General features: G+C 68.3%; 14 protein-coding genes. 6 read left to right on the top strand and 8 right to left on the bottom strand.

The window, feature by feature from the left end; all coding sequences use genetic code 11:
* Positions 1-131 precede the first annotated feature (131 nt).
* Positions 132-623: a disulfide bond formation protein B gene (locus RTK35_RS07855; RefSeq protein ID WP_316907736.1), complete on the bottom strand. Its 492-nt coding sequence runs from the start codon at positions 621-623 to the stop codon at positions 132-134.
* Positions 624-727: 104 nt separating this feature from the next.
* On the opposite strand from RTK35_RS07855, the gene RTK35_RS07850 reads away from it, so the two are divergent.
* The gene (locus RTK35_RS07850) at positions 728-1,813 is read left to right on the top strand and encodes a PQQ-dependent sugar dehydrogenase (protein ID WP_316907735.1); all 1,086 of its coding nucleotides are present in this window, start codon (positions 728-730) and stop codon (positions 1,811-1,813) included.
* On the opposite strand, the gene RTK35_RS07845 is transcribed toward RTK35_RS07850, so the two are convergent.
* The 6 genes from RTK35_RS07845 to RTK35_RS07820 form a co-directional block, all read right to left on the bottom strand.
* Positions 1,801-3,033, bottom strand: a complete 1,233-nt coding sequence (locus RTK35_RS07845; protein ID WP_107328748.1) for a heme biosynthesis HemY N-terminal domain-containing protein — start codon at positions 3,031-3,033, stop codon at positions 1,801-1,803. The two genes, RTK35_RS07850 and RTK35_RS07845, sit on opposite strands and share 13 nt — an antisense overlap.
* On the bottom strand, positions 3,030-4,202 hold the full coding sequence (locus tag RTK35_RS07840) for a uroporphyrinogen-III C-methyltransferase (protein ID WP_208273353.1): 1,173 nt from the start codon (positions 4,200-4,202) through the stop codon (positions 3,030-3,032). Before RTK35_RS07840 ends, RTK35_RS07845 begins: the two co-directional genes overlap by 4 nt.
* A gap of 16 nt (positions 4,203-4,218) precedes the next feature.
* A complete protein-coding gene (locus RTK35_RS07835) occupies positions 4,219-4,989 on the bottom strand; it encodes a uroporphyrinogen-III synthase (RefSeq protein WP_316907734.1) in 771 nt (256 codons plus the stop codon).
* The gene (hemC, locus tag RTK35_RS07830; protein WP_165677256.1) at positions 4,986-5,924 is read right to left on the bottom strand and encodes a hydroxymethylbilane synthase; all 939 of its coding nucleotides are present in this window, start codon (positions 5,922-5,924) and stop codon (positions 4,986-4,988) included. The genes RTK35_RS07835 and hemC overlap by 4 nt, the downstream gene beginning before the upstream one ends.
* A gap of 91 nt (positions 5,925-6,015) precedes the next feature.
* On the bottom strand, positions 6,016-6,762 hold the full coding sequence (locus tag RTK35_RS07825) for a LytR/AlgR family response regulator transcription factor (RefSeq protein WP_044400839.1): 747 nt from the start codon (positions 6,760-6,762) through the stop codon (positions 6,016-6,018).
* Positions 6,759-7,838, bottom strand: coding sequence for a sensor histidine kinase (locus RTK35_RS07820; protein WP_044400836.1), 1,080 nt, complete (start codon positions 7,836-7,838; stop codon positions 6,759-6,761). Before RTK35_RS07820 ends, RTK35_RS07825 begins: the two co-directional genes overlap by 4 nt.
* Positions 7,839-8,063: 225 nt before the next feature.
* On the opposite strand from RTK35_RS07820, the gene argH reads away from it, so the two are divergent.
* Complete coding sequence (gene argH / locus RTK35_RS07815; protein ID WP_044400833.1) at positions 8,064-9,458, top strand: argininosuccinate lyase; 1,395 nt, start codon at positions 8,064-8,066, stop codon at positions 9,456-9,458.
* Positions 9,459-9,486: 28 nt separating this feature from the next.
* Positions 9,487-10,083, top strand: a complete 597-nt coding sequence (locus RTK35_RS07810) for an adenylate kinase (protein WP_316907733.1) — start codon at positions 9,487-9,489, stop codon at positions 10,081-10,083.
* Here the strand turns inward: RTK35_RS07810 and RTK35_RS07805 are convergent.
* Positions 10,061-10,726 carry a glutathione S-transferase family protein gene (locus RTK35_RS07805; protein ID WP_301151386.1) on the bottom strand — a complete coding sequence of 222 codons (666 nt, stop codon included), beginning with the start codon at positions 10,724-10,726 and terminating at the stop codon, positions 10,061-10,063. The genes RTK35_RS07810 and RTK35_RS07805 overlap by 23 nt on opposite strands.
* Before the next feature lie 144 nt (positions 10,727-10,870).
* Here RTK35_RS07805 and RTK35_RS07800 point away from each other — a divergent pair, with 144 nt between their 5' ends.
* The 3 genes from RTK35_RS07800 to RTK35_RS07790 all read left to right on the top strand — a co-directional run bounded on the left by RTK35_RS07800 (position 10,871) and on the right by RTK35_RS07790 (position 12,307).
* The gene (locus tag RTK35_RS07800; RefSeq protein WP_316907732.1) at positions 10,871-11,146 is read left to right on the top strand and encodes a hypothetical protein; all 276 of its coding nucleotides are present in this window, start codon (positions 10,871-10,873) and stop codon (positions 11,144-11,146) included.
* Positions 11,147-11,214: 68 nt separating this feature from the next.
* Positions 11,215-11,985, top strand: a complete 771-nt coding sequence (locus tag RTK35_RS07795; protein WP_316907731.1) for a substrate-binding periplasmic protein — start codon at positions 11,215-11,217, stop codon at positions 11,983-11,985.
* Positions 11,986-12,052: 67 nt separating this feature from the next.
* Positions 12,053-12,307, top strand: a complete 255-nt coding sequence (locus RTK35_RS07790) for a TIGR02647 family protein (protein ID WP_044400821.1) — start codon at positions 12,053-12,055, stop codon at positions 12,305-12,307.
* Position 12,308 lies beyond the last annotated feature (1 nt).

Here is a 12,308-nt window from a genome sequence, read left to right as displayed (position 1 = left end):
CACGTGCGGGCCAGAGTATGCCGCTGCCGAAATGCCTTCAAGGCACCCGGCGGGAAAATTTCATACAGGCGTTTGATCGTCGGGCCGCGCCATATCTGGCCTGCTGGGGCCAGGCATGGCGGGAAGGGGAGTCAGGCGCGGCGCAGCAGCTGGTACAGCGAGAAGAGGATGCAACCGGCGAAGGCCAGCAGGCTCCACTCGGGGATGCTCATGCCGAACAGCGTCCAGGTGACCTCGGCGCAATCGGCGGTGCCATGGAGCATCAGCTTGACGATCTCCTGGAACGGCAGCGCCTCCATCATGAACTCCAGGCTCGGCAGGCAGGCCGGCAGCTGGTCGGCCGGAACACCCTGCAGCCAGACCTGGCGCCCGGCAGTGGCGGCACCACCGGCGGCGAACAGCAGCGCCAGCACCGAGTAGACGCGACGGCCCTTGAACTGCGGGTTGTGCAGCGCCGCCGCCAGGCAGGCGATGCCGAACAGAATGATGAAGATGCGCTGGACGATGCACAGCGGGCAGGGCTCCAGCCCCTCCACGTGCTCCAGGTAGAGGGCACCGGCCATCACGGCGACGCAGGCGAGGAAGGCGGCGAAGAAAAGCGGACGCGGGCTGGCCAGGCTCATGGCGGCTCCCAGGGAAATGAAAGGCCGTTACGGTAGAGGAAGGGCCTTGGCCTTTCAAGACGACGGGCTAGTCTGCAGCGGGTACCCATCCGGAGAAGAACGCCATGCGTCGGTTGATCCCGCTCCTGCTGCTCGCCCCACTGCTGGCCGAGGCCCGGCTGCCCCTGGAACAGATCCGGCTGCCGCCGGGTTTTCGCATCGAGGTGCTCAGCGACCAGGTGCCCAACGCCCGGGAAATGGCCTGGGGCGAGGACGGCACCCTGTTCGTTGGCAGCAACGCCGCCGGCAACGTCTATGCGGTGGACCCGGGCAACGGTCGCGCACGCATCATCGCCAAGGGCCTACAGATGCCCGTGGGCGTCGCCTTCCACCAGGGCGACCTCTATGTGTCGGCGGTCAGCCGCATCCTCCGCCTGCGCGACATCGAGTCGCGGCTGGACGCGCCACCCAGCCCCGAGCAGGTCGGCCCGGACTTCCCCACGGAGACCCACCATGGTTGGAAGTTCATCGCCTTCGGCCCCGACGGCAAGCTGTACGTGCCGGTGGGCGCGCCCTGCAACGTCTGCGAGCGCGACCCGGACCTGTACGCCGCCCTGCACCGCATGAACCCCGACGGTAGCGGGCTGGAACGGGTGGCCCGGGGCATCCGCAACACCGTCGGCTTCGACTGGCACCCGAAGACCGGGCAACTGTGGTTCAGCGACAACGGCCGCGACCTGATGGGGGACGACGTGCCGGACTGCGAACTCAACCGGATCAGCACCACCAACTCGCATTTCGGTTTCCCCTACTGCCACGCCGGCACGGTAGCCGACCCGCAATTCGGCGGGCGGGCCTGCAGCGAATTCGTGCCGCCAGTGGCCAGGCTCGGCCCCCACGTGGCCCCGCTGGGCCTGCGCTTCTACACGGGCACGCAGTTCCCGGCGGCGTACCGAGACAACCTGTTCATCGCCGAGCACGGCTCATGGAACCGCAGCCAGAAGATCGGCTACCGCATCAAGCGCGTGGAACTGAATGGGGACGGCAGCCTGAAACGCCAGAGCGTGTTCGCCGAAGGCTGGCTGCAGGGGCAGCAGGCCTGGGGTCGGCCTGCCGATGTGCTGGTGGCCCCGGACGGGTCGCTGCTGGTGAGCGACGACCAGGCCGGGGCGATCTACCGCATTCGCTACGACGCCGATCAGGCGCGCTGATCGGCGGGTTGTGGCAGGCGGGGCAGGCGCTCCGCCAGGCCCTCCTGGAACAGCTGGTTGCTGCGTTCCAGCTCGCCCATGTGCGCCAGCAGGCGTGCCAGTTCCCCGCACAGCTCCGGCTCGCGGCCGAAGCTCAGGCCCGTCTCGAAGTAGTCGCGGGCCTTGCCCCACAGGCTGTTCTGCAGGCTCAGGCGGCCCAGGGTGAGGAACAGCACCGGATCGCCCGGCTGCTCCTTGAGGAAGCCTTCGGCGGTCTGCAGCTGGCGCGCCGGGTCAGCCCCGCGCAGGCGGCCGTAGAAGCGCACCAGCTCGCGGTCGTAGCCGCGCTTGAGGGCGATGCGCACGGCTTCCTCGGCTTCGGGCTCAGCGCCCAGGTGGCGCAGCTGCTCGGCAAAGGCCAGCACCAGGCGCGGTTCGGCACGCTGGGCGGCAGACAGGTGCTGCCAGGCCTGGATCAGGGGATTGAGGGCGTTCTCGCCCTCGTTCAAGCCGGCCTGCCCGGCGTGCACCAAGCGCTCGCTCCAGGCATTCAGCTCCAGCTGGGCGATCTCCGACTCCGGCAGGGCCTTGTTCTTGCGCAGCTCCGGGACGAGCCCCACCAGGGCCGCCAGGTCGCCGCGCTGGCGCTGCAGCTGGACCAGCTGGCGCAGCACCTGGTGGTGCTTGGGGTGGTGCTCGTGCATGGCCTTGAGGGTGTCGAGCGCGCCATTCAGGTCACCACGCTCCTGCTGCAGCTCGGCATGGGCCAGGGCGATGGCCAGTTCGGCCTGGGGCTGGCGCTCCAGAGCCCGCTCCAGCAGCTGGTCGCTCTCTTCGTACTGGCCGATGCGGTTGGCCGCGCGGGCCGCGCCCAGGTAGAACATCAGCGGTTGCGGATCCGCCTCGGCAGCGCGGCGCAGGTGGCGCAGCGCACGGGCCCAGCGGCCTTCGGCCAGGTCGAGCAGGCCCTGCTCCGAGGCCAGGCGCACGCGGCGCCGGGCATTGCGTCGCGACCAGGGGTTGATCACCCCGCCGGAGACGAAGATCAGGCTCAGCACCAGGCGCACGCCCCACACCAGCAGCGCGAGCACGGCCACCAGGGCGAGGAAGGCCCAGAGGCTGGATTCGTAGCGGAAGCCCTTGTAGGCGAACAACACGTAGCCGGGGTGCTGGACCACGGCTACGCCCACCAGGGCGACCGCAGCGGCCACCAGCAGGAGGATCAGGACGATGCGTCTCATTGGCCCTGGCCCTCCGCTGCCGGCGTGTCTTCGAGGTCCTGGCCGGCGGCCGGCTCAGCCTGCGCCGGGGCCTTGGCCTGGCCCTTGGGCTCGGCGATGCGCTGGCCACGGGCGAGGTAGGCCTGGACGGCCTCCAGGGCCGGGGCCAGGTCCGGCGTGCTGACTTCGACCGGCTGCTCGGCGAGCTCGCCAAGGCGGGCCATGAGGGCGCGGCTCTCGGGGTTCTCGTCGTTGAACTGGGTGTCCAGCACGTCCCGGGCCTGCTTCAGCGCCTGCTGGTAGACCTGGGTCTGGCCGTGCAGCGCCGCCCACTGAGCCTGCTCCAGGGCCAGGGAGAGGGCCAGGCGGACCTGGGACAGGCCCTGGCCGCTGAGCAGCGGCTTGATGTTCTGGTCGGCATCGAACTGGATGCGGAAGTAGTGGGAGAGCTTCTCCAGCCATTCACCCCACCAACTGCCGCCGTCGCCTTCGGCGGCCATGTTGCGCAGCACGCCACCCTTGTCCTCGAAGGCCGGGGCCAGGGGCTGCAGGCTGGCCGCCTGCTCGCGCAGGGCGCCGAGCTGGAGGAACAGGCCGGTGCGGTCCGGCTGCGGGGTGGTGCGCAGGGCTTCGAGGCTGCGGGAAAGCTGCTCGCGGGCGCCGAAGGCGGCCGGGTCGTCCTGCTCGCGGAGGATGTCGTCGGCGGCTTCCACCAGGGCCTTGGCGCTGGTGATGTCCTGCAGGGCGGAGAGGCGCAGGCTGGCCAGGCGCAGCAGGTGCTCGGCCTCGGCCAGGCGCCAGTCCTTGCGGCTGGCGCCGAGGACGCTTTCCACCCGTTGGCTCAGGCGCTGCTGGTCGTTCTGCAGGTTGGCCAGCAGGCGACGACGCTCGTCCAGCTCCTCGGGGGTCGGCAGGCGGTCGATGCGCTCGGCCAGGCGCTTGTCGCTCTGCTCCAGGCTCTGGGCGCGCCCCTGGGCGTCCTGCACCAGGCTTTGCTGCTGCTGGTCACGGGCCTCGATGGCGTGCAGTTGCCAGAGGCTCCAGCCGCCGACACCGGCACCGGCGGCGCCGATGAGCAGGGCGAGAAGGGCAAGGCCGTTGCCTCGTGCGGCGGGCTTGCCGGTGGGGGGCACGACGGCCTCGGAAGCCGGGGATTGCTGCTCGGGTTTCACCAGGTCTGCTTCGCTCACGTATCCATCCTTTGCATCAGGGGGCCGGGGCTGGTTGGTTCTCCAGTGCCGCCAAAAGAGCCGCGGCGCTGGCACCGCGGCAATCCACAACATCAAGCGCCCCGGCGTCCCGGGCCGACTGGGCCACTCGGGGGCTGGGAACGAACAAGGGTAGACGGGCCAGGTGCGGCCAGGCGTCGGCCGCCAGCTCCAGCAAGTGCTGGAGGCCCTGCCCACTGCTGACCACCAGGCCGTTCAGGCGTTCCGCCTGGATGAGGCGCGGCAGGGCACCTTCCGGGTAGGCCGGCAAACGGCGGCGGTAGAGTTCCAGATAGTCCACCGAGGCGCCTTGGCCGCGCAAACGCTCGCCCAGGAATTCTCGGCCACCCTCGCCCCGCATGATCAGCACGCGGGGCGCACGGCCGGCGAGCACCTCGGTGAAACGGGGCAGGGCCAGCAGGGCTTCGCTGTCGTCGCCGTCGGTTGGCCAGTGCACGTCGAGCCCACGCTCGGCCAGCACCTGGCCGGTGGCGGCGCCGACGCTGAACCACACCGGGCCGGCAGGCGGCTGCGGCCAATGGCGGTCCATGCGGGCCAGCCCGAGGCGCGCGGCCGGCTTGCTGACCACGACGATGGCGTTGTAACGGTCGAGTTCGAGGAGGGGCTGGCACTGCCCGGGGGCTTCGTCCAGCGGTTCGATCTCCAGCAGCGGGAGGCAGGCGCTGTGCACGCCCCGGTCGGCCAGCAGGGCGGCCAGGGCTTCACTGTCGTCGCGAGGACGGGTGATCAGCAGGCGCCAGCCTGTCACGGATGGCCTGCCTCGCCATAGACCGCCTTGAGGATGGTTTCCGCGCCCTGGCCGAGCAGGTCTTCGGCCACGCGCACGCCCAGTTGCTCGGCCTCGTCCGCCGGCGCACGGGACTCGGCACGCAGCAGCTGGCCGCCATCGGGCTGGCCCACCAGGCCGCGCAGCCAGAGCTGGTCGCCCTCGAGCACGGCGTAGCAGGCGATGGGCACCTGGCAACCGCCGTTGAGGCGCTTGTTGAGGGCGCGCTCGGCGTTCACCCGTACGGCGGTGTCGCGGTGGTGCAGCGGGGCGAGCAGGGCGTGCACTTCGGCATCGGCAGTGCGGCACTCGATGCCCACGGCACCCTGGCCGCCAGCGGGCAGGCTGTCGTCGACGCTGATGGAGGAGCGGATGCGGTCCTCGAAGCCCAGGCGGATCAGGCCGGCGGCAGCGAGGATGATGGCGTCGTACTCGCCAGCGTCCAGCTTGGCCAGGCGGGTGTTGACGTTGCCGCGCAGGAAGTGGATGCGCAGGTCCGGGCGACGGGCCAGCAGCTGGGCCTGGCGGCGCAGGCTGGAGGTGCCGACGATGCTGCCGGCGGGCAGGGCATCGAGGCTGTCGAAACGGTTGGAGACGAAGGCGTCGCGGGGGTCTTCGCGCTCGCAGATGCAAAACAGGCCCAGGCCTTCGGGGAAGTCCATCGGCACGTCCTTCATGGAGTGCACGGCGATGTCGGCCTCGTTCTCCAGCAGAGCAGTTTCCAGTTCCTTCACGAACAGGCCTTTGCCACCGATCTTCGCCAGCGGCGCGTCGAGCAGCTTGTCGCCCCGGCTGACCATGGGCACCAGGCTGACGCGCAGGCCGGGATGGGCCTGTTCCAGGGCGGACTTGACGTATTCGGCCTGCCACAGGGCCAGGGCACTCTTGCGGGTGGCAATGCGGATTTCGCGGGGCATGTAGGAATTCCGGAAGCGAGACTGCCCGGCATGATAACAGGCCACGCACGACCGGCGCGCGAGGCAAGGCTCGCGCGCCGGCTGCGGTTGGTCAGAGGTTGTGCATCAGCTTGCGCACACCCGCCACATGGCGACGGCTGACGGTGAGCGCATCGCCGTTGAGCCCCTTGAGGTAGAGCTGGAAGTGCCCGAGCGGGGTGCGCTGGAGCCGCTCGATGCGCTCGCGGGCCACCAGGGCGTTGCGGTGGATGCGCACGAAGCGGTCGCCGAACTCGTCCTCCAGCGCCTTGAGCGGCTCGTCCAGCAGCACCTCGCCCTGCTCGTGGCGCAGGGTCACGTACTTGTGATCGGCAATGAAGTAGATCACCTGGTCCAGCGGGATCAGCTCGATGCCCTTGCGGGTCCGCGCGCTGATGTGGGAGCGCGGCCCCACGCCACTTTCCGCAGCCGGGCGGGTGAGGGCAGCCAATTGCACCCGATTGGGCCGTTCGGCCTTCTTCAGTGCATCGGCCAGGGCCTCGGGCCGGACGGGTTTGACCAGGTAGCCCACGGCGCTGACCTGGAAGGCATCCAGGGCGAACTCGTCATGGGCGGTGCAGAAGATCACGGCCGGCGGTGCCTCTTTCTCGCACAGTCGCGCGGCGACCTGCAGGCCATCGAGCCCGGGCATGCGGATGTCGAGCAACACGACATCCGGCTTCAGGCTGTCGATCAGGGTGAGAGCCTCCTCGCCATTGGTGGCGGCGGGCTCCAGGACTCGGTAGCCATCGAGCTCTCCGACCAGGCGGCTGAGGCGCTCTCGGGCAAGTGGTTCGTCATCGACGATCAGGACATTCATATTGCTCGGGCTTCCTGCGTGAGTCTCGCACAAGGATAGCGTAGACAGGTGAAGTGGCGACCGTCACGGCGCTCCACGCTGAGACTGGCTCCGGGGCCGAAAAGTGCCGTGAGTCGGGCATCAATGTTGGTCAGTGCCTGATGGGTTCCGCGCGAAGGCCGGTTTTCCGCCCCTTCATCGAAGGGATTGCTCACGCGGAGCAGGAACACCCCATCCTGGTACTCGGCTTCGACCCGCACCAGCCCACCCTCGATCCGCGGCTGGATGCCATAGATCAGGGCATTTTCCAGCAGCGGCTGCAGTGTGAGTTGCGGAATCGGCAAATCATCAGGCACATCGTCAACCTGCCACTCCAACTGTAGCCGTTCTCCGAGACGATATTGCTCGATCGAGAGATAGCGCCTGGCCAGTTCCAGCTCATCGCTCCAGCGCACCAGGGTGCCGGGCTTGGCCAGGCTGGCACGGAACAGGTCGGAGAGGTCCAGCACCGCCTGTTCCGCCTTCACCGGGTCGATGGCGACCAGGCTGGCGATGCTGTTGAGGCTGTTGAAGAGGAAGTGCGGGCGGATGCGCGCCTGCAGGGATTCGATGCGCGCCTTCAGTTCGGCCTGCTGCTGACGCCGCCACTGGCTCTGCAGGTAGAAGTAGCGCAGCACCAGGGTCGACATGATCAGGCTGATGAGTCCATGGCGCAGGTAGAGGTTCACTTCCCCGGCCCTTGGCAGCGGCCCGCCGAGTTCGTAGTAGTCCGCCACGGCGGTGCAGGCCAAGGTCAGCCCCACCACGAGGAGCGAGCAGGCGATACCGGCGGTGGCCGGGCTCAGCCGGGCGAGGAATGGCCGCAGGCGGCACAGCAACGCCGCCGACAGCAGGACGATCCACTGCACGAACAACGAGGTCAGCGCCAGGCGGATCCAGTTGAAGTCCGGCACCAGCGGTTCGGCGAGCACCAGCACCAGCACCAGCAGCTCCGCCAGCAGCACCAGGCCGAGCAGGGCCTCCGGCTGGCAGAGCTCCGGCAGGAAGAAGTCATCGTCGGGGGCGGCTGTGCGGCCCTGGGCAGGGGATCGTGGCATCCGGGCAGTGTTACCGGGCGGCGCATGGCCAGCAAGCCGGCACGCACTCGCCGGGCGAAATCGATCACCGAAACGCCGACACGACTGCAAATCTGTGAAGCACCCGACACTCCCCGGCCGGTCGGCCGCGCCATCGGGGCACGCCGGTTTTGCCGGCAAGGCTGCTATCATCGCCCCCCATCACGGCCCTCGGCCTTCCTTCACCGCCAGCTATCGAGCCCAGTCATGAGCACCGACAAGACCAACCAGTCCTGGGGTGGCCGCTTCAGCGAGCCCGTCGACGCCTTCGTCGCCCGCTTCACCGCCTCCGTCGACTTCGACAAGCGCCTGTATCGCCACGACATCATGGGCTCCATCGCCCACGCCACCATGCTGGCCGAGGCCGGCGTGCTGACCGTCGAAGAGCGCGATGCCATCGAGCAGGGGCTGAAGGAAATCCAGGCCGAGATCGAAGCCGGCACCTTCGAGTGGCGCGTCGACCTGGAAGACGTGCACATGAACATCGAGGCCCGGCTGACCGACCGCATCGGCATCACTGGCAAGAAGCTGCACACCGGCCGCTCGCGCAACGACCAAGTGGCCACCGACATCCGCCTGTGGCTGCGTGACGAGATCGACCTGATCCTCGCCGAGCTGACCCGCCTGCAAGAGGGCCTGCTGGGTCTGGCGGAAGCCGAGGCGGACACCATCATGCCCGGCTTCACCCACCTGCAGACCGCCCAGCCGGTCACCTTCGGCCACCACCTGCTGGCCTGGTTCGAGATGCTCAGCCGCGACCACGAGCGCCTGGTGGACTGCCGCAAGCGGGTCAACCGCATGCCCCTGGGCAGCGCCGCCCTGGCCGGCACCACCTACCCGATCCAGCGCGAAGTCACCTGCCGCCTGTTGGGCTTCGAAGCCATCTCCGGCAACTCCCTGGACGGCGTCTCCGACCGTGACTTCGCCATCGAATTCTGCGCCGCCGCCTCCCTGGCGATGATGCACCTGTCGCGCTTCTCCGAGGAGCTGGTGCTCTGGACCAGCGCCCAGTTCCAGTTCATCGACCTGCCCGACCGCTTCTGCACCGGCTCCTCGATCATGCCGCAGAAGAAGAACCCCGACGTGCCCGAACTGGTGCGCGGCAAGTCCGGTCGCGTGTTCGGCCACCTGGCCGGCCTGCTGACCCTGATGAAGGGCCAGCCGCTGGCCTACAACAAGGACAACCAGGAGGACAAGGAGCCGCTGTTCGACGCCGCCGACACCCTGCGCGACTCGCTCCGCGCCTTCGCCGACATGGTCCCGGCCATCAAGCCCAAGCGCGAGGTCATGCGCGAAGCGGCCCGTCGCGGCTTCTCCACTGCCACCGACCTGGCCGACTACCTGGTGCGCAAGGGCCTGCCCTTCCGCGACTGTCACGAGATCGTCGGCCATGCCGTGAAGTACGGCGTCGAGTCCGGCAAGGACCTGGCCGAGATGAGCCTCGATGAGCTGCGCCGCTTCAGCGACCAGATCGGCGACGACGTGTTCGCCGTACTGACCCTGGAAGGCTCGGTCAACGCCCGCGACCACATCGGCGGCACCGCCCCGAACCAGGTCCGCGCCGCCGTTGCCCGTGGTCGCCAGCTGCTGGCCAGCCGCTGAGATACAACCAAGACGGCAAGGACGCCTCATGCAATCCGCAACACCCTCCAACTGGCCGGGCTCGCTCGGCCAGCGCATCTCCATCGTCGGTGGTTCGGGCGCAGGCAAAACCTACCTGGCAAAGCTGCTCAGCCAGCGTCTGGGTCTGCCGCATATCGAGCAGGACGCCATATTCCACCAACCAGGCTGGCAGCCACTGCCACGCGATGAGTTCCGCGAGCGAGTCACACAGGTGCTAGCCGAGCCACGCTGGGTAGTGGAAGGCAGCTACTCGGCCACCCGGCCGTTGATACTTGCGCGTGCCGAGACGGTGATCTGGCTCGACTTGCCGCGGACGCGGGTGATGTATCAGATCGTCACCCGTACCCTGGGCCGCCTACTGACGCGCAAGACACTCTGGAACGGCAACCGGGAACGGTTGCGCAACGTGATTTCCTTAGACCCGAGTCGCTCCATCATCCTGTGGTCCTGGACACGCCATGGCCTTTATCGGGAGCGGGTCCTTGCCGAGCAGCAGGATCCCGCCAACGCCGGTATTCATTACATCCGTATCAGGTCAAGGGCAGACCTGCACACGCTCCTCGGCAAGCTGCCCAGCTTTGTTACCCCTGGGTCCGCGCCTTGATCATTGCCAGGAACGCCGGCATGTCCTGCGCCTTGTCCTCGGCGATGCGCTGCACGTGGGGGTTCTGCGCCAGTTGCTGAAGCAGCGCGCGGGCGGCGGGCAGCTCGGCCAGGAAGTCGACACCCATCACCTTGCGGCCCACCTCGTAGGCGAGGTCGACGCTGTAGAGGAAATACAGGTCCGCCAGGGTCAGCGTTTCGCCCGCCACGAAGGGCGCGAAGCGAGCATGACGCCCCAGCGTTGCGAAACCGGCGGTCAGCTCGACACGCGCTTTCTCGCGAATGGCCTCGGGCACCTCCACACCGAAGAACGCCTGCATGTGGCAGGTGCGTGCCGGCAGCTCGATGTACAGCTCGATTTCCCGGCACAGGGCGCGGACCACCGCACGGGCATACAGGTCGCCAGGCAGCAGCGGGTGCTCGGGGAAGCGCTCCTCCAGGTAGTCGAGGATGGCGCTGGTCTCGTTGATGAAACCGTGCTCGGTCTCCAGCACCGGCACCTTGCCGCGTGGGCTGCAGGCGAGGAAGGCCGGCTCCTGGCTGGCGTGAACCTTCACTTCCTCGAAGGGCAGGCCTTTTTCCAGCAGGGCCAGCTTGACCATGTTGTAGTAGTTGCTGACGCAGAATCCGTGGAGCTTGAGCATGGGGCCTCCTGGGCCAGTGCGTGGACCGGCCAGTTATAGCCGTGGCATCGGTGGCCTGCCAGTTGCATCGATCCGGTGAATGGACGGCGGCGACCTGCCGGCCGCCGTGGCACACTGCGCATCCGAACCGAACAGGAACCCGCCATGAGCGAACACGACGACAGCGAAGAAGCCTTCGCCGAGGAAACCCTGATCCAGGCCGTGGAGAACCAGATCGAGGCCGGCGAGCCCGCAGCAGCAAAGACCACCTTCAACAAGTTGACCCTGGTGGGCTACGAGCGCGAGGAATGCCTGCAGATGATGGCCCTGGTGCTGGCCTGCGCCATCCAGCGCCTGGAGGCCGACCAGCCTTTCGACATGGCCTGGTATGAAAGCGCACTGCGGGCCCTGCCGGACCTGCCGGAAGAAGCACAGGATTGATCCAGGCCACGGCTTGCGCGGGCTGCCGCCGCTAGCATCTCGCCCTCATCCCCCACAGGAGCCCCTGCATGGCCAAGCGTTCGGCGTGCCCGTTCCGGGGCCTTCTTCGCCTGGGCCTGCTCCTGTTGCTTGTGGCTGGCGGGCACGTGGCAAAGGCGGAGCCGCTGCAAGTGGGCGCCGAGGATGACTGGTACCCCTACACCGCCTGGCGGGACGGGCGCATCCAGGGCATGTCCGCCGACATCGTGCGGGCGGCATTCGCCGCCGTGGGCGAGGACGTGGAGCTGGTGCCCTATCCCTACGCACGCTGCATGCAACTGGCCCAATCCGGACGCCTGGCCGCCTGCTTCAACACCGCGCCCAATGCCGAGATCGAGCATGACTACCTGCTGCCCCGGCACCCGCTGTTCCGCGATGACATCCTGCTCTGGGCCCCCAGCTACCGCGCCACGCCGGTGACCGACCTCAGCCAGCTCGCCGGCCGGCGGGTCGCCGTGACGGTGGGCTACGAGTACGGCGAAACCTTCGACCGCCTGGCCGACGTGGTGCGCGTGACGGTGCGCAAGGACATCAGCGGTTTCCTGATGCTGCAGCACGACCGCGTCGACTACGTGGCCGCCTACCGCGGCACCACCGAGGCGCTGGTACGCGACAACCCCGAGCTGCGCGGGTTGTTCACCGCCGTCGCCACCCTGCACCGGCCCGAGCTTTATCTGTCCTTCTCGCGCCAGCATCCGGGGGCGCCGGCCCTGTTGCAGCGCTTCGACGAGGGCATGGCGATCATCCAGGGCAAAGGCCGCTACCGCGCGATTCTGTCGCAGTGGGGCGTGGGCGGCTGAATCCGCATCTACACTCTCCGGGAGCCGGCCCGTCCGAAGGCCGGTACAGGACGACCAGGAGCCCCACATGACGTCGTACACCCCCGAATTGATCGCCGAGCTGGAACTGCTGACCCTGTTCAACCTGGACAACACCCAGGAAGGCCTCAAGGTCCACAACAACGCTGCCCCCAGCCTGATCGAGGCCGCCTTGCGCCTGCACCACAAGGGCCTGCTGACCCAGCCCGACGGCGGCTACCTCACCAGCCTCGGCCTGGACGCAGCCGAACACGCACAAGGCCTGCTGACCATCCTCACGACCGCACCCGCCCTTTCGAACTGAC

Source organism: Pseudomonas sp. zfem003, assembly GCF_032621675.1.
Taxonomy (GTDB): Bacteria; Pseudomonadota; Gammaproteobacteria; order Pseudomonadales; family Pseudomonadaceae; genus Metapseudomonas; species Metapseudomonas otitidis.
This window is presented reverse-complemented; position numbering and strand designations above follow the sequence as displayed.